21 protein-coding genes are annotated in these 23,135 nt (G+C 43.5%); 8 read left to right on the forward strand and 13 right to left on the reverse strand.

Annotated features, from left to right (window positions below; all coding sequences use genetic code 11):
• Positions 1-7: 7 nt before the first annotated feature.
• Genes murD through mraZ form a run of 7 tightly spaced genes read right to left on the reverse strand, consistent with a single transcriptional unit; the run spans position 8 to position 7,791 of the window.
• A complete protein-coding gene (gene murD, locus CRO16_RS01295; protein WP_097054544.1) occupies positions 8-1,378 on the reverse strand; it encodes a UDP-N-acetylmuramoyl-L-alanine--D-glutamate ligase in 1,371 nt (456 codons plus the stop codon).
• Entirely contained in the window at positions 1,378-2,619 is a 1,242-nt protein-coding gene (gene mraY / locus CRO16_RS01300; protein WP_097054545.1) for a phospho-N-acetylmuramoyl-pentapeptide-transferase, read from the reverse strand. Before mraY ends, murD begins: the two co-directional genes overlap by 1 nt.
• A gap of 25 nt (positions 2,620-2,644) precedes the next feature.
• Positions 2,645-4,108, reverse strand: coding sequence for a UDP-N-acetylmuramoyl-L-alanyl-D-glutamate--2,6-diaminopimelate ligase (locus CRO16_RS01305; RefSeq protein ID WP_097054546.1), 1,464 nt, complete (start codon positions 4,106-4,108; stop codon positions 2,645-2,647).
• Positions 4,105-6,111, reverse strand: coding sequence for a penicillin-binding protein (locus tag CRO16_RS01310; RefSeq protein ID WP_097054547.1), 2,007 nt, complete (start codon positions 6,109-6,111; stop codon positions 4,105-4,107). Before CRO16_RS01310 ends, CRO16_RS01305 begins: the two co-directional genes overlap by 4 nt.
• A gap of 6 nt (positions 6,112-6,117) precedes the next feature.
• Positions 6,118-6,435, reverse strand: coding sequence for an FtsL-like putative cell division protein (locus tag CRO16_RS01315; RefSeq protein ID WP_097054548.1), 318 nt, complete (start codon positions 6,433-6,435; stop codon positions 6,118-6,120).
• Entirely contained in the window at positions 6,432-7,334 is a 903-nt protein-coding gene (rsmH, locus tag CRO16_RS01320; protein ID WP_097054549.1) for a 16S rRNA (cytosine(1402)-N(4))-methyltransferase RsmH, read from the reverse strand. The genes CRO16_RS01315 and rsmH overlap by 4 nt, the downstream gene beginning before the upstream one ends.
• Positions 7,321-7,791, reverse strand: a complete 471-nt coding sequence (gene mraZ, locus CRO16_RS01325; RefSeq protein WP_097054550.1) for a division/cell wall cluster transcriptional repressor MraZ — start codon at positions 7,789-7,791, stop codon at positions 7,321-7,323. Before mraZ ends, rsmH begins: the two co-directional genes overlap by 14 nt.
• Before the next feature lie 286 nt (positions 7,792-8,077).
• On the opposite strand from mraZ, the gene CRO16_RS01330 reads away from it, so the two are divergent.
• Entirely contained in the window at positions 8,078-8,842 is a 765-nt protein-coding gene (locus tag CRO16_RS01330; RefSeq protein WP_097054551.1) for an alpha/beta fold hydrolase, read from the forward strand.
• Positions 8,843-8,851: 9 nt separating this feature from the next.
• A complete protein-coding gene (gene yihA / locus CRO16_RS01335) occupies positions 8,852-9,460 on the forward strand; it encodes a ribosome biogenesis GTP-binding protein YihA/YsxC (protein WP_097054552.1) in 609 nt (202 codons plus the stop codon).
• Positions 9,461-9,574: 114 nt separating this feature from the next.
• Here yihA and gldC read toward each other — a convergent pair whose 3' ends face one another.
• Positions 9,575-9,913 (reverse strand): gliding motility protein GldC, encoded by a 339-nt coding sequence (gene gldC, locus CRO16_RS01340; RefSeq protein WP_097054553.1) that lies wholly within the window; start codon positions 9,911-9,913, stop codon positions 9,575-9,577.
• A complete protein-coding gene (gene gldB, locus CRO16_RS01345; protein WP_097054554.1) occupies positions 9,913-10,872 on the reverse strand; it encodes a gliding motility lipoprotein GldB in 960 nt (319 codons plus the stop codon). Before gldB ends, gldC begins: the two co-directional genes overlap by 1 nt.
• 104 nt (positions 10,873-10,976) lie before the next feature.
• Here gldB and nadE point away from each other — a divergent pair, with 104 nt between their 5' ends.
• Positions 10,977-11,765: an NAD(+) synthase gene (gene nadE / locus CRO16_RS01350; protein ID WP_097054555.1), complete on the forward strand. Its 789-nt coding sequence runs from the start codon at positions 10,977-10,979 to the stop codon at positions 11,763-11,765.
• 140 nt (positions 11,766-11,905) lie between these two features.
• Positions 11,906-12,547, forward strand: coding sequence for a response regulator transcription factor (locus tag CRO16_RS01355; protein ID WP_097054556.1), 642 nt, complete (start codon positions 11,906-11,908; stop codon positions 12,545-12,547).
• On the opposite strand, the gene dnaG is transcribed toward CRO16_RS01355, so the two are convergent.
• From dnaG to CRO16_RS01375, 4 genes are all read right to left on the reverse strand, one after another.
• Positions 12,540-14,495, reverse strand: coding sequence for a DNA primase (gene dnaG, locus CRO16_RS01360; protein ID WP_097054557.1), 1,956 nt, complete (start codon positions 14,493-14,495; stop codon positions 12,540-12,542). The genes CRO16_RS01355 and dnaG overlap by 8 nt on opposite strands.
• 94 nt (positions 14,496-14,589) lie before the next feature.
• Positions 14,590-15,612, reverse strand: coding sequence for a hypothetical protein (locus CRO16_RS01365; protein ID WP_097054558.1), 1,023 nt, complete (start codon positions 15,610-15,612; stop codon positions 14,590-14,592).
• Positions 15,613-15,682: 70 nt separating this feature from the next.
• Positions 15,683-16,390, reverse strand: coding sequence for a hypothetical protein (locus tag CRO16_RS01370; RefSeq protein ID WP_097054559.1), 708 nt, complete (start codon positions 16,388-16,390; stop codon positions 15,683-15,685).
• Positions 16,371-16,940: an RNA polymerase sigma factor gene (locus CRO16_RS01375; protein ID WP_097054560.1), complete on the reverse strand. Its 570-nt coding sequence runs from the start codon at positions 16,938-16,940 to the stop codon at positions 16,371-16,373. The genes CRO16_RS01370 and CRO16_RS01375 overlap by 20 nt, the downstream gene beginning before the upstream one ends.
• A gap of 185 nt (positions 16,941-17,125) precedes the next feature.
• Here CRO16_RS01375 and CRO16_RS01380 point away from each other — a divergent pair, with 185 nt between their 5' ends.
• From CRO16_RS01380 to CRO16_RS01395, 4 genes are read left to right on the forward strand one after another with little or no spacing between them, the layout of a single operon-like run.
• The gene (locus tag CRO16_RS01380; protein WP_097054561.1) at positions 17,126-18,025 is read left to right on the forward strand and encodes an alpha/beta hydrolase; all 900 of its coding nucleotides are present in this window, start codon (positions 17,126-17,128) and stop codon (positions 18,023-18,025) included.
• A 9-nt stretch (positions 18,026-18,034) separates the two neighbouring features.
• Entirely contained in the window at positions 18,035-19,222 is a 1,188-nt protein-coding gene (locus CRO16_RS01385; protein WP_097054562.1) for a CehA/McbA family metallohydrolase domain-containing protein, read from the forward strand.
• Positions 19,223-19,233: 11 nt separating this feature from the next.
• Positions 19,234-21,819, forward strand: a complete 2,586-nt coding sequence (locus CRO16_RS01390; protein ID WP_097055731.1) for a glycoside hydrolase family 2 TIM barrel-domain containing protein — start codon at positions 19,234-19,236, stop codon at positions 21,817-21,819.
• Entirely contained in the window at positions 21,819-22,868 is a 1,050-nt protein-coding gene (locus CRO16_RS01395) for a formylglycine-generating enzyme family protein (protein ID WP_097054563.1), read from the forward strand. Before CRO16_RS01390 ends, CRO16_RS01395 begins: the two co-directional genes overlap by 1 nt.
• The last annotated feature ends 267 nt before the right edge of the window (positions 22,869-23,135 follow it).

Here is a 23,135-nt window from a genome sequence, read left to right on the forward strand (position 1 = left end):
TATATTTTTACAGCTTTCTTACTGCTTCTTTGAATTGTCTCCCCCTGTCTTCGTAATTCTGAAACAGATCAAAACTTGCACAAGCCGGAGAAAGCAATACTGTATCTCCTTTTTCAGCCAGTTTATAAGCCTGGTTTACGGCATCTTCCATAGAGCGGGTTTCCACAATGGTATCCACACAATTCCCGAAGGCATTGAGGATAGGCTCGTTATTGATTCCCAGGCAAACGATCGCCTTTACTTTTTCATTGACCAGTGGAAGCAGATCTGAATATTCATTGCCTTTATCCACCCCTCCAACGATCCATACGGTTTCAGATTCCATGCTTTCCAGGGCATAGTAAGTGGCGTTCACGTTAGTGGCTTTTGAATCATTGATGTATTGAACATTGTTGATCTTAAGCACCTTTTCAAGCCGGTGTTCCACCCCCTGAAAACTTTCCATGCTCTGTCTTATTGTTTCTTTTCTTATGCGTAATAATTGTGCAACAGTAGCTGCAGCCATCGCATTCTTGGCGTTGTGTTTTCCTTCTAGGGTTAAATTTGATGTTGGCATGGTCAATTCTGAATTATCTGTACGAATAATAATTTGTTCATCTTTTATAAAAGCTCCTTTTTCGAATTCCTCCCGGAGGGAAAAAGGCAATTTTTGGGACTGGATTGGATTTTCCTGCAGCCATTTCATGATCACAGGATCATCGGCATCATATATGAAATAGTCTTTCTCTGTTTGGTTCTTTACAATCCGGAATTTACTTGCGATATACCGGTTAAAATCATACTTATAGCGGTCAAGATGATCTGGGGTAATATTGGTTAATACTGCGATGTGGGGACAAAAATTCTCTATCCCGTCCAACTGAAAACTGCTTAGCTCCAAGACGTAATGATCTGCGTTGGTTTCGGCTACCTGTTTGGCAAAACTTTGCCCCACATTGCCGGCCATTCCCACATTGAGACCGCCCTCTTTCAAGAGGTGGTGCGTAAGCATGGTGGTAGTGGTTTTCCCATTGCTGCCGGTAATTCCTACCAGCACTGCGTTGGTATAGGTATAGGCAAACTCAATTTCAGAGATTACCGGAATTCCTTTTTCTCTTAACCGACTGACGAGGGGGGTATCGTCAGGAATTCCCGGACTTTTCATGACCAGGTCGGCTTTGAGAATTTTTTCTTCGGAATGTTTTTCATCTTCCCATTCTATCCCGTGTTCTTCCAGCTGAAGCCGGAATTTATCTGCAATCTTACCCCTGTCTGAAACAAATGTGCGAAAGCCTTCCTTCTTTCCAAGGATGGCAGTACCGACACCGCTTTCTCCACCGCCAAGGATGACGAGGAAATTTCGATGCTCTCTTCCGCTATTTGCTGCTCCTGCGCTCATTATCGAATCTTGAGGGTTACTACAGTTACAATCGCCAGGAAGATCCCAATGATCCAGAACCTAACGACAATTTTGCTTTCATGAAATCCTGCCTTTTGAAAATGATGATGTAAAGGCGACATCAGAAAGATCCTTCTTCCTTCCCCGTATTTTTTGCGGGTATATTTAAACCATCCCACCTGCATCACTACCGAAAGGTTTTCTATCAGGAAAACTCCGCACAGGATAGGGATCAACAATTCTTTTCTTGTAGCCAGGGCAAGTACCGCGATGATACCTCCTATGGTCAAACTTCCTGTATCTCCCATAAAGACCTGGGCCGGAAAAGTGTTGTACCAAAGGAATCCTACCAAGGCTCCCGCAAAAGCTGAAATATAGATGGTCATCTCCCCTGTCCTGGGGATATACATCACATTTAGGTAGTCTGAAAAAATTATGTTACCCGAAACCCAGGCAAAGATTCCAAGGGTAAGTACAATTATTGTTGAGGTCCCTGCTGCCAGTCCATCGATTCCATCGGTGAGATTAGCACCATTGGAAACAGCAGTTACTATAAAGATCACAATTGGTATAAAGATCAACCACGCATATTTTGCATAGTCAGGATTGATCCAGGTGATCAAACTGGCATAATCGAACTCATTATTTTTGACAAACGGAATGGTCGTTTTGGTAGACTTTTCTTCCGCAGAGGTTGTTACCGGATTTTCCGCCGAAGAGATCAACTCTACCGCCTGAGCATTGCCTGGCAGCTGCGGATTCTCATTAATAGTGATCCCAGGATGAAAATATAGCGTCGCACCAACGATGATCCCAAGACCCACCTGGCCAATTACTTTAAAAATACCTTTTAAGCCTTCCTTATCTTTTCGGAAGGTTTTAATGTAATCATCCAAAAATCCAATTATTCCCATCCATAGGGTAGTAACGATCAACAGGATGACATAAATGTTGTCCAGCTTGGCGACCAGCAGCACAGGTATAAGTGTGGCAATAATGATAATTATGCCTCCCATTGTCGGGGTACCCGCCTTCTGAGTTTGCCCTTCCAGACCAAGATCTCTTACGCTTTCGCCAATCTGCTTCTTTTGAAGATAATTGATGATCCTCTTACCGTAAATGGTCGAAATTCCCAAAGAAAGAATTATAGCCACAGCCGATCTAAAGGAGATATACTGGTAAAGTCTCTCCCCCGGAAAGGTATAAGCGTCTTCAAGATATTCGAACAGGTGGTATAACATATGCTTTATTTTCCCTGCCGGGATATTATTTCTTCAATTCTTTTAGAGTTTCACTTACGATCTTGAAATCATCAAAATCCTTCCTCACACCATTGATCTCCTGGTAGGTTTCATGACCTTTACCTGCGATAAGGATAATATCATTTGGATTTGCCAACTGGCAGGCAGTTTTTATGGCCTGAAGCCTGCTGCTGATCGACATGACCTTCTTAAAATTCTGAGGTTCTACCCCGCCTTCCACTTCTTCGATGATCTTATCGGGGTCTTCGGTCCTTGGATTATCGCTGGTGAAGATCACTTTGGTGCTCAAAGCCGAAGCAATATGCCCCATTTTAGGCCTTTTAGACCGGTCACGATCTCCGCCACAACCCACAACAGTGATCAATTCCTCATTTTTAGTACGGATGCTGTTGATGGTCTCCAGTACATTTTGCAAAGCATCCGGCGTATGTGCGTAATCTACTATTGCGGTGATCTTTCCTTCGGAAATATAATATTGAAAGCGGCCGCTTACTGCGTTAAGTTCACTGATATACTTAAGGCTTTCCAACGTGGTCAATCCCAATAATTCTGAAGCTGCGTAGATCGCCAGAACGTTATAGGCATTGAAATTACCTATCAGTTTTGTCCATACCTCATGCTCATTGATCTTCAGTAGCATTCCGCCGAAGCCGTTCTCCAGGATATTCGCCTTATAATCGGCTACGGATTTTAATGCGTAGGTATATTTTTTTGCTTTTGTGTTCTGCAACATCACCGTTCCATTCTTGTCATCCACATTGGTCAACGCAAAAGCGGAAGCAGGAAGCTGGTCAAAAAAGGCTTTTTTGACATCTCTGTATTCTGCGAAGCTGTTATGATAATCAAGGTGCTCGTGAGTGAGATTAGTAAAGATTCCGCCGGCGAATTTCAGTCCGGTAGTGCGATGTTGTGCGATCCCATGGGAACTTACTTCCATAAAACAATACTCCACTCCCGCTTCATTCATTTTTTGAAGATAGCTGTTGATGGTAAGGGAATCTGGAGTGGTATGCGTCGCAGGAAATTTGTCTTCAGCCACCATCACTTGCACGGTAGAAAGAAGTCCGACTTTAAAACCTGCTTTGGTAAAAAGCTGGTACAATAATGAAGCTACAGTTGTCTTTCCATTGGTTCCGGTTACGCCGACCAATTTTAAATTTGCAGAGGGATTACCGTAGAAATTGTCGGCCATATAAGCCAGAGCCTGCTGGGCATTTTTCACTTTTACATAGGTAATGCCGTTTACGGTTTGCTGCGGCATCTCCTCGCATACTATTGCAAGTGCTCCCTGCTCAACCGCTTTATTAATATACTCATGCCCATCGGTTTGAGTTCCACGCACCGCAACAAATACATCATTGAAACCCACTTTTCGCGAGTCAAAATGTATGTCATTTACAGCCAGGGTGGTATTACCAACCACTGCCTCCAGGGAAACCCTGTATAATATGTCTTTTAAATAGATCAACTTAACTTTAGTTTTATTACCTGATCTTCCTGAATTTTAGTACCGGGTTTCACCGATTGCTGACTCACCTCTCCATTGCCGGAAAGTTCATATTTTACTCCAAGGTTCTCAAGCAGGGAAACTGCATCCATAGCCGGCATTCCGGTAAGATCTGGCATTACCTCCTTCAGGTTTCTGGCAACAGCATAATATTTCTCGTAATTCTTTTCGATCGCAGGATTAGTAGCTTCCAAAGTTTCAAATTCATCAAGCACCGGGGTATCTGTAAAAATCTTTTGGGCAATCCTCTTGAAAACCGGACCACTTACATCGGCACCATAATAGCCTGTTTTATTATTAGGTTTATGGATCACTACAATGCAGGAATATTTAGGATTTTCTACAGGGAAAAAGCCTACAAAAGAAGAAATGTACTGCGGGTTCTGAGCCCAGCCTTCTTTCCAGTATTCAGTTTGAGCGGTTCCGGTTTTGCCGGCCATAGAAAAATTAGGCTCATAAAGGCTTTTTCCGGTACCGCGTTCCACTACATTCTTAAGCATTTCTGTCACTTTCGCCACAGTTTCAGGACTACAAATAGAAGGATCGATCACCTTCTTTTCAAATTTTTCAATGGTCTTGTCCCACTCCTTAACTTCTTTTATGAAGCGTGGCTTCACCATTTCCCCACCGTTGGCAATTGCATTATAAAAAGTTAGCGTTTGCAATGGTGTGATCTGGATACTTCCGTAGCCATAGGCCATCCACGGTAAGGAAAGTCCGCTCCAGGTTTTGTCTCCGGGAGTAGGAATATATGGTGTGCCTTCTCCCTTTATAGCAAGATCAAGACCTTCATCCAAATGCATCTCTTTAAGTCCGTCAACAAATTTTTGAGGCTGGTCTTTATAATTCTCATAGATCAATTTTACTATCCCTACGTTTGAGGAAACTTCAAAAGCTTTGCCTGCAGAGATCTTTCCGTAGCCGCCATGTTTGGAGTCGCGTACTCTTCGACGGTAAATGGTGATCTGCCCGTTCTCTGTATCAACCACAGTACTGGTATCGATCACCTTATCCTCAAGTGCCACGACCATAGCCATAAGCTTAAATGTGGATCCGGGTTCATGCGATTCCCCAACGGCATAATTGAGTTTCTCAAAATAGGTTCCCTGAGAAGTACGGCCAAGATTTGAAATCGCCTTGATCTCGCCGGTCGCAGTTTCCATTACCACCACAGAGCCATGATCGGCTTCATATTTTTCAAGCTGCTTTAAAAGCGCATGATGTGCAATATCCTGTATCTTTACATCTATGGTAGAAATGAGATCATAGCCATCTTTTGGCTCCACCTCGTTGTTGTCGCTAATTGGTTTCCACTGGCCTTTGGCTATTCTCTGCTTAAGCCGCTTTCCTTCTTTTCCTCTTAAATAAGGCCCAAAGGCTCCTTCCAGCCCCACACGGGTATAATAGCCGCTGTCATCCTGTCTTTCATAACCCACGGTTCTTTCGGCCATACTTCCCAGAGGATGCTCCCTAACCGTACGTTGCTCTACGATGATCCCACCGCGGTTTGACCCCAGTTTAAACATGGGAAAATTCTTCACTCTTATATATTGAGAATACCCGAGGTTTCGGGCGATCAATAAATACCTGTGTTTATTTGCACGGGCCGTACGCAGCTTTTGCGCCCAATGGGATGAAGACTGACCAAACATTCGGGAAAGCTCTTCAGCCAGAGGCCCAACATTTTCCTGGAAATGTTTATCTGAAACGGTTACCGCGTCAAACCTAATGTCATACTTTGGAATTGAGGTTGCAAGAAGGTTTCCGTTAGTATCATATAGATTCCCTCGGTTAGCCGGAATTACGAAATTGCGGTAGGTACGCTCTTCAGCTATCTTTTGATATTTCTCTCCCTCTACGATCTGAATATTAAGCAGTTTTACCCCCACCGCAGTTGCGAATAAGAACATGCAGGCGGCTACGAAGTAGATGCGATACAATATTTTCTTTTCGGTGGTGGCCATTTGCCGTTACTGTTTTTCTTTGACTACAATTTTCGTTGGAGGAACGTCTGAGGGCTTGATGCCACTTGTTGCCATTCTCCGGGTGATGGTAGATTCCATCTTTATTTTCATAAGGTTTGACCTGCCGTCAAGGAATTGAGTCCTTAACTCCAAAACCTCATCATTTAGCCGGGCAATCTCATGCACCTTTTGCTCTGCACTATGTGAACTGCCAATCATAAAGATTGCCAGCAGGGTGCAAAAGAGAATAAAACGCCAGTTCTTAAAAGCATCATTGCTTATTAGAAACTTTCCCTTTAGAATGTCGTAAAAGCTCTCTTTCATTGCTCTATCCTTTCCGCTATTCTCAACCTTGCGCTGCGGGCACGATTATTCCTTCTAATTTCTTCTGCAGAAGGCACGATCATTTTTCCCACTTTTTGAAAGGGTACAGAAATATTTCCGTAGAAATCCTTTTCAGGCTCCCCTTCAAACATACCACTGCGTATGTATCTTTTAACCAACCGGTCTTCAAGGGAATGGTAAGAGATTAGACTTAACCTTCCTCCCGGATTTAAAAGACCTTCTGTCTGTAATAAAAACTCCTTCAAAGCCTCGATCTCCTGGTTCACTTCAATTCTTATAGCCTGATACACCTGAGCCAGAACCTTATGCTCTCTGCCTACAGGCAAAAAAGGCTGCAAAACTTCCTTTAGTCTTTCACTCGTAGCGATCTCACCTTCTTTACGGGCAGAGATAATGGTACGGGCAATCTTGGGAGCACTTCTTAATTCGCCATACTGGGCCAGCACATCCCGAAGTTGTTTTTCCTCGTAGTTATTGACAACCTCGTAAGCACTTAATGAACTTTGCTGGTTCATCCTCATGTCCAACCTGGATTCGAACCGGGTGGAAAAACCTCTTTCAGCCACATCAAACTGGTGGGAAGAAACGCCGAAGTCCCCCAGGATTCCATCCACTTTCCGGATTCCGTAGAATCTCAAAAAGCGTTTGATGAACCTGAAATTTTCATTGATGAGCGTAAACCGTTCATCTTCTATCTTGTTGGCAAGGGCATCTTTATCCTGATCGAATGCAAAGAGTTTTCCTTTCGGCCCCAGCCGGTTTAGGATTTCCTGCGAATGTCCTCCGCCTCCAAATGTGATATCCACGTAAACGCCCGAAGGCTGAATATTCAGCCCCTCAACCGTTTCTTCCAACAAGACCGGATTATGGTAACTCATTTGCATTTCTTTTGTTTCCCATTACACGCTCGGCAAGTGCAGCAAATTCTTCCGCAGGAGTATCAATAGATTTCTCGTACAACTCCTTATCCCATATCTCCACCTTCCCAATAGAAGACTGAAGCACGACTTCTTTTTCTATTTTTGCCACTCTCACAAGATCCTTAGGGATCAATAATCGCCCATTGGTATCTACCTCCACAATTTTAACACCTGCTGTAAACATTCTTATAAAATCCACATTCTCCTTTACATATTGGTTGAGCTCCCCAATCTTCTCCATTTCCTTGTTCCACTGCTCCATGGGATACAGCTCCAAACAGGGATTGAAGACCGAGCGTTTCAACACAAAACCCTTCTCCAGAACAGGCAGGAGCTGCTTCTTCATAGGCGCCGGCACCATTAGCCGACCCTTGGCATCTACCTTACATTCATATGTTCCTATGAGTATTACCACTGCAGTTGTTTACGATTCAAATATATTGAAATTTAAACCACATTTTACCACTTTTTACCACATTGTTGATAAATTATCTACTTCTTCCCCCACAACCACCCCATAAACCAACTACTTGAAGCACTTTTAGTTGTAAAGAAAAATTGTTAAAAAAATTTGCTTTTATTTTTCAGGATCCGTGGAAGAAATGTGAAATTTGCTTAAGTAAAAATTATGGCAGCTTCCGCAAAATCTATATACTTGTAGGGAAATCACTATATTTGCGAAGCTAACAGCAAAGGCATCAATGGAAAATAATTTAAGGGAAGAAGGAAAGTTTAAATTTGTGGAGGAAGGGGAAGGAACCCCGATTATTATTCTCCATGGGTTAATGGGCGGATTGAGCAATTTTGAAGGTGTTCTTGATTTTTTCCCGAAACACGGCTATAAAGTAGTTTTACTTCAATTACCACTTTACGAGCTTTCTCTTTTAAAGACAAGTGTTGCCACTTTTGCAAAGTATCTAAAAGAATTTGTTGATCAGAAAGGCTATAAAGAAATTATTCTGTTAGGGAATTCCCTTGGCGGACATATTGCCCTTTTGTGCACAAAATTATATCCGGAATCAGTTAAGGCTCTGGTGATCACCGGCAGCTCCGGCCTTTACGAAAGTGCCATGGGAGAAAGCTATCCTAAAAGGGGAGATTACGAATACATTCGTAAGAAAGCCGAAAATGTGTTTTATGACCCCAAGATCGCTACAAAAGAAATTGTGGATGACGTTTTTGAGACCGTGAATGATCGCAACAAACTGATCAAGACTCTGGCGATTGCCAAAAGCGCCATTCGTCACAACATGTCAAAGGATCTGCCTAAGATGAAAACCCCCACCTGCATCATTTGGGGAAGAAATGATAATGTTACCCCTCCCGAAGTAGCCGAGGATTTTCATCGCCTGTTGCCCGATTCTGATCTGTATTGGATCGAGAAATGTGGCCATGCGGCAATGATGGAACACCCAGATGCTTTTAATGAGATCCTGTACCGGTGGTTGACCGCCAGGCAGTACTAAAACGCGCACATGAAAATCAAGTCGGCCGAATTTGTGATCAGCAATTCTGATGTTTCCAAATGTCCGGATTCAAAATTGCCTGAGTATGCTTTTATTGGCCGCAGTAATGTTGGCAAGTCCTCTCTCATCAATTCCCTTACCAACAGAAAAGATCTTGCAAAGACTTCCGGAAGACCCGGAAAAACACAGCTAATCAATCATTTTTTGATCAACCAGAGCTGGTATCTTGTAGATCTCCCGGGTTATGGATATGCCCGGGTGTCCAAAAGGGAGAAAAAAACCTTTCAAAAATTTATTACCGCCTATTTTGAAAAACGGGAGCAGATGCTCTGCGCTTTTGTGCTTATTGATAGTCGGCATAAACCACAACCCATCGATTTGGAATTCATGACCTGGCTGGGAGAGCACCAGGTGCCTTTTTGTATCATCTTTACAAAAGCAGATAAGATGAAACCAAAGGCTTTGGAAAGGAACATCAATGATTACAAGGCAGAAATGCTCCAAACCTGGACTGAGATGCCGCAATACTTTGTCACCTCCTCTTCCAGCGGACTCGGAAAAGAGGAGGTGCTGGCTTTTATTCAGAGTATTAACGAAGGCTTTCTTCCACAGCATTAGGATTAGAAGAAATGTCACGCTGAGCCGTCTTGAAAACTGCTCAACCCTGACAAGACAATTTCAGCAGTCTTATTAACTTCCTACTGCTGACTGACCCTTACACTATAAAGAAAACTATTCCTTCTTGATCTCCATCTTTTCTGCAAAAAATTCACAGAAATCTTTCATGGTATCCCTCATTTTTTCATCCTGGGTCGCACGATAAAAGGTGTCGCTCATAGTCACCAGAGTTTGATGGAAGAACATCTTCATATCATCAAGAGGCATATCCTTGGTCCAGAGATCGATCTTAAGGGTTTCCTTTTGCTCCCCATCCCACATAGACAAGAGCATCGCCTTGGCTTCCTGGTTTTCAACCCCGCCATCTTCGGCACTCCAGTGCAGTTCTTCGGGCACCCGGTTTTCGTCAAGAGATACATTGATATTGATATTTGATTTCTTAGCTATAGCCATTACTTTATGGGTTTATAATTTGATTGTTTAAAAATTGTTTCTGCATCGGCATTGATCATTTCTTGGACAGTAACATCATTCTTTTGAATATACTGCCGCACGATCTGCCATCCTATATACTGCCCTAACCGCGGTGGAGCTTCAGCATCCAGCTCCAGATAAAATTTCGAGAAAGGCGCCGGAAAAAGAAATCTTGTTTGCAGATCGGAATCTGAAGAGTACAACAGCTCCCGCTCCACAAAATAACGCCAAATCTGCTCTTCATTACTTTCGGCCCATTCCATTTCTTCGGGCAGGTAGCTCATTTTCTGCGCATCAGTCTTAAAGGGAATCAGGCGATCCTGAAGCGCCAGAATCTTTCCGTAGTAGATCATGTGCATGAGAAAGCTCCTTGATGTGGGTCGGGGTACAACGGTTTGCGCAAAAGCTTCAGCAACATCGGCAGTAATCTGGTCCTTTTGCAAATGCTTTTTAATATAATCCTGCATCCCCATATATAACGGATGTTCGCGCCCCAGATAGGTATCAAGCCCAATCAGCAGAAGGGAGTCAGCATAAACCACCTGGTTTCGGTAATCCACATCAGAGGTTAACGTGATCACCCTGGGAACTTTTTTTTCAGGGAAGTAGTATTTTATATGCTGAAATAGCCGCTCGAGCTCCTCCTTTGTTTCCTCAAACTTTGGAAATTCTTCAGCAACCGCTTGATTCAATTCCAGCTGAATGCTATCATTCATTTTCTCCACCCAAAGTATATCCGGGTATTGCCGCGGAAAAAGAAAGGAAAAATCCCTTTTTAGAGCAGGAAGACTATCGGCTGTAGCGTTTGCAAAGCGGCGGTCAAATCTTTCCACCTCTAACTCGACTGGAATCTTTGAAATCTCCTCCTCTTTTTTATCCTCTTCTGCACATGAGATAAAGCTAAAAATAAGAATTAGAAAGGCGAATTTATTAAGCATATGCAAATTAAGAAGGGTTTAACGCGCGCTATTTCCTGAAAATAGGTTGAAGGGTTATATTTGTTAACAAAGATATTATTTCCAATACAAATTGACCAATAAATATGCAAACTAAACAAGTGATCGACCATATTGTGGACTGGTTGAAAGATTATGCTGCGAATGCGAAAATGAATGGTTTTGTTGTTGGAATAAGTGGAGGTATTGACTCGGCTGTAGTATCGGCCCTTTGTGCAAAAACAGGATTAAGGACCTTATGTGTGGAACTTCCAATCCATCAGGCGGCTGCACAAGTAACCCGGGGTCAACAACACATAGAAGGATTAAAGAAAAAATTTGCAAACGTAAGTAACGTAGAGGTAAACCTCACCAAAACTTTTGACACTTTTAAAAAGGCAGTACCAGAGGTGGGAGAAAGTCCAAATCTGGACCTGTCTCTGGCTAATGTACGGGCGCGGTTAAGAATGACCACGCTCTATTATTTCGCAGGTCTTCACAAATACCTGGTGGCCGGGACAGGAAATAAGGTAGAGGATTTTGGGGTAGGCTTTTTTACAAAATATGGTGATGGCGGTGTGGATCTTAGTCCCATTGCAGATTTAATGAAAAGTGAAGTATATGAGATCGCAAAAGAACTTAATGTGATCAATAGTATAGTTACAGCTGCCCCTACAGATGGGCTCTTTGGCGACAGTCGCAGTGATGAAGACCAGATAGGAGCGAGCTATGACGAATTGGAATGGGCCATGAAAATGGTTGAGGAAGGAAAAACAGAAGAAGATTTTTCAGGACGAGAGAAAGAAGTAATAGGAATATATAAATCCCGCCACCGCGCAAATCTGCATAAAATGCAGCCAATCCCGGTGTGTGAGATTCCAGTTCATCTGAAATAAATGCTTTTAATCGAAAAAATTATTTATACAGAAATTTCCGCATTACCTTTTCATTCTCCCCTGTTAAGTGTATTAAAAACTTACAATCAGAATTTTACAAGACCCTCACAAATGAAATTCTTTGTGCTAAAATTCAAACAATGACAAAAATTCTAATTGCAGACCATCACCCCATCACAAGAATGGGGATCTCTTCTCTCCTGGAGAAGGAAGGGGTATATGAAGTAGTAGGAAAAGTAACAAACGGAAAGGATTTATTTAAGGCTCTTAAGAGCAAAAATCCGGATGTGGTGATCCTTGAAATCGACCTGCCAGACATTAACGGCATTACCGCCCTGAGAACCATAAAAGCTGAAAATCCGGGCACCAAGATCCTTATTCTTAGCTGCCATCCCGAAGAAATGTATGCGCTTAATGCCATAAAGGCCGGAGCTGCTGCATATCTTTCAAAAACGGCATCTACAGACATTCTTAAGGAAGCTGTTCACCAGGTTGCAAGAGGCGGGATCTACCTCAACAAGGAGATCAGCGAAAAGATCAATTCCGGAACTACCAGATCCAACAATCTGGTTTCCCGCTACAAAAAACTATCTACGAGGGAAATTGAGGTACTAAACCTGCTTTCCACCGGAAAAAGAAACAAAGATATCGCCGAAGCTTTAGACATCAACGAAAAAACAGTTAGTACCTATAAGACGAGATTACTTAAAAAACTACGGGTTGACAACCTGGCCGATCTTATCAATCAATCGCGCCTGTTGCAAATTAGAACTACTACATAACCCGGTTGAGCTTGCTTGAAAGTATCTTTTTTAAGGAGATGTAATCCATAATATCCTGAAGGATTCCCGGGGATTCCTCGGGAGGCACTTCTTTTATCTCTCTGTTAAGCTCGTTGATCTTTTGATTAACCAGATACCGCCGCAGAGCCAGGATGGTTTCATTGACCAGCCGGCCAATACTTTCTTTTTTACCTTTTACAAAGATCTCCATCCTCTCCCAGTCATGAAGAACATACTGTTCCTCATCCATGAGGATACTGGTGACTTCGGAAGCATTTTCAGGGGGTAATCCATTAATAAAGGTCTCCAGGGAGAACTCATCCTCTTCATTATATTTATTGATCACCTGCTGGTAGATCCTCTGGAAATGTTCATTGGCAAAAGCCACCTCATCTTCCTGAAGATCCAAAAAAACCTTTTCATAAACCTTTGCCCGTACCAGTTCCGGCTCGAGGGAAAATTCCCCCTTATCATCAACCTTAACCACCAGGTCCTCGAAATCTTCTTCCACCATTCCGTAGTGAAGCAGTAAACTTATTATTGTACGCTCCAGGATGTAGAGCTCATCCACCTTGACCTGTGGAGTCGCGGGATCATCCCTTACCACCTCAAATTGCTGTGTCTTTTTGGGAGCTGCCTTTCCGGTTTGCCTGCCGCTCATTTGTGCCAGGGTCGTGAAAAGCACTTCTTCAGAAATATCCATGATGCGGGAAGTCTCCTGCACATAAACTTCCTGTTGAATATTATCAGGAATTTTCGAAATACTGCTCACCATGTCCCTGATTAATCCCGCCTTCTTCACCGGATCATTCTTCGCCTCCTCCATAAGTAGAGAAGCCTTATAATTGATGAAATCCTTGGAGTTCTCCTGAAGATAAAGCCTGATGTCTTCTTCGGAATTCTTTTTTGCAAAACTGTCGGGATCCTCTCCTTCCGGAAAGGCACAAACTTTCACGTTCATTCCCTGCTCCAGGATAAGATCGATTCCCCTAATGGAAGCCCGCTGTCCCGCAGCATCACTGTCAAAAAGAACCGTGATATTTTTGGTGAGTCGGTTTATCAACCTAATCTGCTCTGGCGTAAGTGCAGTTCCCGACGAAGAAACCACATTCTCAATTCCGGCCTGGTTGAATTGGATCACATCTGTATATCCCTCCACTAGAAAGCAATTATCCTCCTTCGCTATGGCCTGCTTCGCATAATAAATACCATATAGCACCTTGCTTTTATGATAGATCTCACTTTCGGGGCTGTTGAGATATTTTGCAGCTTTTTTGTCGTTGGTGAGGATCCTTCCCCCGAAACCGAGCACTCTGCCGCTCATGGAATGGATAGGAAACATCACCCTGCCTTTGAACCTATCGAAATGTTTATCCTCTTTTACGATAGTGAGCCCTGTTTTCTCGAGATAATCCAGCTTATATCCCTTTTTTAAAGCTTCAGTGGTAAAGGCATTCCAGTCATCAAGGCAATATCCCAAACCAAATTTTTGAATGATTTCATCGGTAAAGCCACGCTCCTTGAAGTAGCTTAGCCCAATGGCCTTACCCAGTTCATTTTTGTGCAGATTGTTTTGAAAGTATTTTGCAGCAAACTCAGATACCAGATACATACTTTCGCGCTCATCTGCCTGCTCCTTTTGCTCCTGACTCTGCTCTGTCTCCTCTATCTCAATATTATATTTCTTTGCCAGGTATTTAATGGCTTCGGGGTAAGTAAAATGTTCATGTTCCATTAGAAATGCAACCACATTTCCACCTTTTCCGCTGGAGAAATCCTTCCAGATCTGCTTCACGGGAGACACCATAAAACTCGGGGTGCGTTCGTCACTAAAAGGACTCAAACCTTTGTAGTTGCTGCCGGACTTTTTGAGATTGACAAAGTCGCCTAACACCTCCTCTACCCGGGAGGCTTCAAAAACACGATCTATGGTAGATTTGGAGATCAAATTTTAATGCAGAAAATTTTTCAAATGTACATAAAAGAAGAGCCTTCTAAAAGCTATTTTTAGAAGGCTCCTGGAAATATGAAAAAGGCCAATTCTAATCCGCATCAAATCGTAATCCCACAGAAATATTATGAAGTTCGGGGTTAGGATCTTTAAAAATAGGATTCAGGTCATACTTTACGTAAAGTGAAGTTCCGCCGAAACCAACATAACCGCTAAGCCCATAAATAAATTCATTAGTGTTGTAGTCTCCCTTAAGCTTAAGCTTTTCCTTATCTCCGTCGACTTCGTACTTAAGCTTTTGACGTTCCCCCAGGTTAATACCGGCGTAACCACCTAATCCAACCTTGAACTTATTGTGAGTCGAAAACCATACGCTACGCGAAGATTCTACTTTTTTTGAAGGACCAAATTCGAAATGAACAGGAAACACCAGGTTGTCCATTCTAAATTTTGATTTATCCAAATTTATCGGATATTCCTCAAGCAGGGTCAAACCATCTTCGTCTACGAAATATCGGTTCTCTGTGGGTTTTAATCCGTTAAACTGAAATGAAAATCCATAGCGAAATCTCAGAAAATTGGACCTTTCAAAGACACGGGTCCTCCAGGCAATCCCTATCTCAAAAAACCGGCTTCCCCCTACCTTAAAGTCTGAATCATTGATCGATTGATCTTCTCCTAAGGCATTGTTGAACCCTGTAGCGACAACAAGATGAGTGGATGTACGACTGTAACGGCTTTTGTTGTACCAGTGATCATCATCTTCCTCTTCTTCCTCATCTTCCCATACGAACTCCCCGTCACCTTCTTCCCTGTTGAGCAGTGCGATCTGGTTATCAATGATCGCCACCCTGTTCCTAATATTGAGGGCATGTTTTTTTGCCGCTTCACTTTTTAATTTTTCGGCCTCTTCCCAGTCTATCTCCTTAGCCTCTGCCCTGCGATTGATCGCCTCTACCTCTTTTTTGAGGGCCTCTTTTTCTTCATTGATGATCTGTTGCTTTTGCTCCTCGAGTTTTTCGATCTTCTCCCGGTTTGTTTTTTCCTGGGCTACCGCAGGTACTACGGCAAATGAGAAGAAAAAGAGCAGCATTAAAATGGTAAATTTTTTCATGATTTTGATTTTTGGTTAAAAGCTTCCTTCGGGAAACCCGTTTAATGATTGATTGATGAAAATTAATTATCTAGAAATCGCTGGCTACAGCAGTTTTTGCCTTGAGCAGGCCTTCTTTGACCACTTCGAATACTTTTTGCCTAAAGGACTGGTCCAGCTCGTATTCCACCTGGTCAAGCAGCTCATCGGGATTCACTGAATAGACAGGATCAGCTTCCAGCTCGGCGGTAGCGAGCAACAACAAGGCTTCGATCTCGTGTTCACTCACGTCCTGCGGAATTTCTCCGGCGGCCAGTTCTGTCTGGATCTCTTCAAGAAGACCGGGAAATTTTTCGGTTACTGCTTCAGGTTCTTCGGAAGCTTCTTCGGAAACTTCAGCAATTTCTGCGGAAGGTTTAGAGACAGGAGCTTCAAAAATGGCATTTTTGACACCTCTTTCTGCGGAAAGTCTTTTATCCTCTTTTATTTCCTTTTTTTCTTCAGAAACAGCTACCCGGATCATTTCAGGCTCATCCTGCTTTTTTTCCAGAACCGGTTCCTGCACGGGTTCCTCAACGATTTGTGGTTCTTCTGAAGGCATTGGAGAATTAAAATAGCTCCCCAACACGAAGAAGATGGCAGCAATGGCTGCAGCGGAGCTCATCCATAGCAAGAATGGTCGCTTTTTCCTGTTTTTATTAAGCCTTTGCTCCAGCTTTTCCCACCCGGCGGCAGAAGGTTTGATCTCCCGCTCCCCAAGCACCTTTTTTACCCTATTTTCAAATTTTTCCGGTTCCATATTCTGTCTTGTTTTCCTGTTCCAGCTTTTCCTGCAGCATTTTCCTTGCTTTGAACAGCTGTGATTTAGAAGTTCCTTCTGTAATGTTCAGCATTTTGGCTATTTCATGATGTTTGTATCCTTCAACAGCGTACATTAAAAACACCATTCTGTACCCTTCCGGCAAACCATCGATCAACTCCTGGATGTGCGCCGCATTAAAGTCGGATGTAAAGGAGTAGGAAAAATCCCCTTTTTCGGGCACCTCATCTTCAGCAAACATGGAGCGCTTATCGGTTCTTAAAAAGGAAATTGCTTCCCTTACCATGATCCTGCGCATCCAGCCCTCAAAGCTGCCCTCATCCCGAAAATCCTCCAGGTGCGTGAACACCTTGAAAAATCCGTTGAGCATCACTTCCTCGGCATGCTGAAGGTCCTTCACATATTGCCGGCACACGCTTAGCATCTTCCCCGAATGTTTCTCATAGATCTTACGCTGCGCCTGCCGGTTGCCCGCGGCTGCACGTTTGATCAAAAGAGAATCATTTTTAAAGAGTTGAATTACTTTCACCTGCTTAGCTTTTCAAAAGGCCTTCTATTAACATAGACGAAGGAAATTTACAAAAGGTTGCCTGAGGGGAGATCTTTTTTAAAAAATTTCTTTCCAAATGAATTTGAAACCGGGCACTTTCCCTTTCTGAAGCCTTGAAAAACCTCGAAAAAAGTTTATCTTACCCGACTAAAAATCATTGTGAAATGAGACTCTTTTTCTTCCTCTTCTTTTTTAGCATTAGCACACTCTCACAAGCACAAGAAGGCTTTACAGAAGATCTTTTTGAGGTAGGAGAAAGTATAACTGAAACTTATGCTGTCAAAGATGGGGAAGAGCTCAGGCTGGATGTTTATCAGCCGCTTAATGACACTGCGCAGCTTCGTCCTGTGATCATCTTTATGCACGGCGGCGGATTTGCCGGTGGCACCAGAAAAAATGATGCGGAAGTGAAATTTGCACATGCAGCGGCCCGGAAGGGTTATGTCGCGGTACAGATCACCTACCGGCTTACGCGGAAAGACAAGTCTTTTGGGTGCGACTATGAAGCTTCCGGGAAAATTGAGACCTTTCAAAAAGCTGCTGAAGATTTTATGGATGCCGTGCAGTTCATGCTGAACAAAAAGGACGAATACCGCATAGATCCCGGGAGGGTGATCGTGGGTGGCAGCAGCGCCGGGGCTGAGGCTGTTCTTAACGCAGTGTATAACGACCGACTCATGTTTGAAGATCCGGAAAAATATGAGGACATAGATTTTGCCGGGGTTTTCTCTCTAGCAGGAGCTGTGGTCGACGCCCGTTATATCACAAAAGAAAATGCTGTTCCGGCAGTTTTCTTCCATGGGACCGATGATAATCTGGTGCCCTTTGCTACCGCCCCTCACCACTTTTGTGATCCTGATGCACCGGGTTACCTGATGCTGGATGGCTCCAAAACAATTGCTGAAAAACTGAAGAAACTGGACAAGTCTTTTCTGCTCTATGCTTTTGAAGGCGGCAGGCATGAGCATTCAGGCATGCCCTTCAAATATTTAGATATAGTTTTTGACTTCTTCAACCGAGTTTTTCTGCATGGAGAACAATTGCAAATAGAGGTATTAAAATAAAAATAGCTCATGAAACCCTACTTCATAACATTATTATCTTTTCTCTTACTCACTTTTAATGCAGCTTCTGCCCAGGAGAAATATTACAAGGGAAATCTCCACACCCATTCCTACTGGAGTGATGGAGATGAATTTCCTGAAATGATCATGGATTGGTATAAGGACAACGGTTACGATTTCCTGGCCTTGTCTGACCACAACATCATTGCCGAAGGTGAAAAATGGAAGACGATCCCCAAAGATTCCCTTTATCAAAAAGCTTTCATAGATTACCTGGACAAATACGGCGAAGATTGGGTGGAGTACCGGAAGGATTCCGCAGGAACCCATGTAAAACTGAAAACCCTGGAGGAATTCAGGCCGCTGTTCGAAAAGGAAGAGGAGTTTCTCATTTTTAAGGCCGAAGAAGTCACTGCCTACCTGGGAAAAAAAGCAGTGCACATGGGGGCGATCAATATTCAGGAAGAATTGCAGCCTGTGGAGGGAAACACTATCGTCGAACTCATACAGAACAACCTGAACGCGATCAAAGAGCAGAGTAAACGCACGGGGGAACCTATTCTTCAACATCTCAACCATCCCAATTTTACCTACGCTATCACAGCCGAAGATATCATCCAGATCGATGGGGAAAGATTTTTTGAGGTCTTTAATGGACATCCCTACGTGAACAACTACGGCGACAGCATCCACAACAGTACAGAGGAGATGTGGGACCAGGTGAATATCGCTTACGTCCAGGCGGGAAAGCCCCTGCTGTACGGACTCGCAACAGATGACAGTCACCACTACCACAAATTTGGCAGCCGTTACAGCAATGTCGGTCGTGGCTGGGTGATGGTCAAAGCACGTGAACTGCACCCACACAGCTTAATTAAGAATATGGAAGCCGGAAATTTCTATTCCACTACCGGGGTAGTATTGAAAGAAGTGGGCTTTGTTGAAAATGAGTTGACCGTGAAGATAGAACCTGAAAAAGGTGTGGAATATAAGATCCAGTTCATTGGTGCGAAAAAGGGCAAAATGAATAGCGAAATTTTAAAAACTGTGGAAGGCACAAGTGCCACTTATAAACTCCCTGAAAATATCCTTTTTGTAAGGGCCAAGATCGTATCCAGTAAGCCTAAGGAGAATCCTTACCGGGAAGGAGATGTGGAAGTGGCATGGACACAGCCGGTCTTACCTCAACAACCTTAAATTTTTCTGTGATGCATCTCAAAAAATATTTAATTCTGGCTGTTCTGCTTTCGAGCTGCCTTACCTATGCCCAGCGACAGGTACAGACTTTAAATTCTGCCTGGAAATTTTCTTCGGAAGCACATGCCGAAAAGATCGTGGACCTTCCCCATACCTGGAATGCTGAAGATCCATTCAAGGATGGCAAGGAATATTTCCGCGGAGAAGGAACCTATACCAAAACTTTATTTGCGCCTCAAAAATGGGACAACAGGCAGGTATTTCTGAAGTTTGAAGGCAGCAATCAGGTTACAACATTATTTGTTAACGATCGGCTAGTCGGCGAACATCGCGGCGGCTATACCGGGTTTGTTTTCGATCTCACCGAAGCATTAGTTCCGGGCACCGAAAACCAGATCAGGATTGTTGTTGACAACAGCCATAATGTTGATATTCCTCCGCTAGATGCCGACTTCAATTTCTACGGCGGAATTTACCGGGACCTATGGCTAATTACCACTCCAAAACTGCATTTTGAGACTGCAAATGAGGCAACAAGCAATTTCTTGATCAGAACTCCTGAAGTATCTGCGGAAAATGGCAGGATCTTGATTGAAAGCAGCATTAAGAATAGCTCCGCCAAAAGAGAAGCAGTGACAGTAGAAGCTGAGATCTTTGATCCGCAGGGAAATTCAGTAAAGCTTTTAAAAAATAAGAGCAGGATAAAGACCGGAGAAGTTGTGGAAGTCACTTTTGAAGGCGACATCATATCTCCGAAACTTTGGTCTCCTGCAGCTCCCAACCTCTACAGGGCAGAGATCAGACTTATCTCGGAAGGTAAAGTACAGGATGTGTTAAACTCTAATTTCGGCTTTCGCTGGTTTGAAGTGGATCCTGAAAAAGGCTTCTTCCTGAATGGGGAACCCATAAAACTCATAGGTGCCAACCGGCACCAGGATTTCCAGGGATTAGGGAATGCACTCCCCGATCGTCTCCACCAGAAGGATTACCAGATGATCAAGGAAATGGGTGCAAATTTCATCCGCACGGCACATTATCCGCAGGATCCTGAGGTGTACAGGATCTGCGATGAGCTTGGACTATTGGTTTGGAGTGAAGTGCCGGTGATCAATGATGTAACGGCTTCTGATGCTTACCACAATGTTTCTTTAAAAATGCAACGGGAACAGATCAAACAGTTCTTCAACCATCCTTCGGTGATCATGTGGGGACATATGAACGAGATCTTCATAAGGCTCGTTTTCAACAACAAAATGACCGAGCCCGAAAAGGCAGCAAAGATCAAAACCTCTGTAGAACTGGCCGAAAAACTTGAAAAGCTAACCAAGGAATTGGATCCTGACCGACTCACCGTGATGGCCCTGCACGAAAACGAATTGTACAATACCAGCGGGATTGCCGATATTCCCGATGTCATAGGCTGGAACCTTTATTTTGGCTGGTATTCACCCGGCCTGGAAAGCTTTGGGAAATTTCTGGACGATCAACACCAACGTTATCCCAACAGGCCACTCTTCATTTCAGAATATGGCCCCGGTGCCGACGCAAGAATACAAACCACAGATCCGCAGCCATGGGATTACAGTGAAGCCTACCAGTTAAAGCTGCACCGGAGTTATCTTAACCAGGTTCTGGAGCGGGATTATGTCTTTGGAATGGCAGCCTGGAACTTTGCCGATTTTGGATCCTCCTTCAGGCAGGATGCAATGCCGTACATCAATCAAAAAGGCCTTGTCAATTTTGACCGCAGCAAAAAGGATATTTACTACTACTATCAGGCGCGGCTACTTAAAGAACCTATGGTCTATGTAGCAGGAAAGAACTTTACAGATCGTTATATTCATTCTGATGAACAGGTGGAGATCACGGTTTTCTCCAATGCCCCACAGGTAACTCTTAGCAGCGGAGACAAAACTTATTCCGCAGAAACCAAAGACGGAATTGCCATTTTTGAGATACCATTGCCCGAAGGAAAGAATAAAGTAACAGCTACTGCCGGAGATGTTTCTCACTCCCGGGTATTCGAGGTGCATTTTCGGGAGAATCTTTTAGATAAAATTGATGAAAAAGCCATCCTTGTGAACGTGGGAGCCCATGTTCAGTATAAAGATCCTGTTACGGGAGAAGTCTGGATCGCCGATCAACCTTACCGCGAAAATAGCTTTGGTTATATTGGTGGAGAGGTATTTCAAAAGGATAAAAATAAGATCCAGGGTACTGCTTCAGACATACAGGGAACTGAAAATGATCCGCTTTTCCAGACCATGAGGGAAGGAATTGAGGCCTATAAATTTGATGTGGAAGAAGGTATTTACCTGCTGACGGTTATGCTGGCCGAACCTCAATTCAATGCTTCGGAAGCACTCATTTATAACCTTTCATCTTCAGAAGAAAAAATCAAGGAGAGCGTCCGCAGTTTTGATATCCTGATCAACGAAGAGCCGGTACAGCAAGATCTTAATCCGGCGCGGGATTATGGGAAGATCAGGGCGATCAGCATTACATATAAAGTAAATTCCAAAGATGGAATAACCGTGAAGTTTGCTGAAAATGCAGGTAAGTCACTACTTTCAGCCATTAAACTTGAGAAGCTGTAATGAAGAAGCCATTATTTTTTCTGTTGCTTATGCTGATGGCGAGTTGTAAAAAAGAAACTTCAGTTATGGTGGAAAAACCCGCCGAGCTGGAAGTTCCGAAAGGAATGGTATGGATCCCCGGAGGTGAATTTAGCATGGGAGCGGTAAAAAATGACCCAATGGCACTTGATCACGAAAAACCTGCCCATCCCGTCGCTGTAGAAGGCTTCTTTATGGATGTTACTGAAGTGACGAACAAGGAGTTTGAGAAATTTGTCAATGAAACAGGCTATGTAACAGTAGCCGAAAGGGAAATAGATTGGGAAGAGATGAAAAAACAGCTTCCTCCCGGCACTCCAAAACCCCATGACTCCATTTTACAACCCGGCTCGCTGGTCTTCAAAAAACCGGGAAAAAAGGTGCCGAATCTCTATGACTTCTCACAGTGGTGGGAATGGAAAATTGGGGCCAACTGGAAACATCCCGCCGGACCTGATTCCAACCTGGAAGGAAAAGAGGACTATCCTGTAGTGCACATCGCTTATGAGGATGCGGTTGCTTATGCCGAATGGGCCGGAAGAAGGTTGCCCACTGAAGCTGAGTGGGAATATGCCGCAAAAGGAGGTGCCAAAAATGCCATTTTTGGATGGGGTGATGATGAAACTTTAATAAAAGAAAAAGCCAATACGTGGACCGGAATTTTCCCAACTGAGAACAATCTGGCTGATGGTTATGAACGTGTGGCTCCCGTGAAAAGTTTCCCACCCAACGATTACGGGCTTTATGAAATGACAGGAAATGTTTGGGAATACACCTCAGACTGGTACAACACCAAATATTACACTGAGTCCCTGGAAAAAGGAACTCTGCTAAATCCTTCAGGTGCAAAAGCACCTTACAACTCGCACAACCCACAGGTGCCAGAAAAGGTCATCAAAGGTGGTTCTTTCCTTTGCCACGTTTCCTACTGCGCCAGTTTCAGACCTTCAGCAAGGATGCAAAATTCCCTGGATTCTTCACATGAACATCTTGGGTTTAGAACCATAGCTACCCCGGAGATGTTGGAATAGTGATCAGTGGTCGGTGATCAGTGGTCAGGAAAATTTTGTCATTCAGGACGAGCGGCAGCGAAGTGAAGAATCTTTTTGAAGTACGATTTTAGAAGGAAGAAGTTAGAATCTTTCTGTCTTTCAAATTTCACACAAAGTCCACAAAAGGTTCGCAAAGGCCGCAGAGATTTTTTAAAACATTGCTAAAGCAATCCTGAAGGTTTCCCGCAGATCTCACAGATCTCGCGGATCAAATAGGCCCCAATCTCCAATTAACTTATCACTAAT

This window comes from Salinimicrobium sediminis, from assembly GCF_900215295.1.
Taxonomy (GTDB): Bacteria; Bacteroidota; Bacteroidia; order Flavobacteriales; family Flavobacteriaceae; genus Salinimicrobium; species Salinimicrobium sediminis.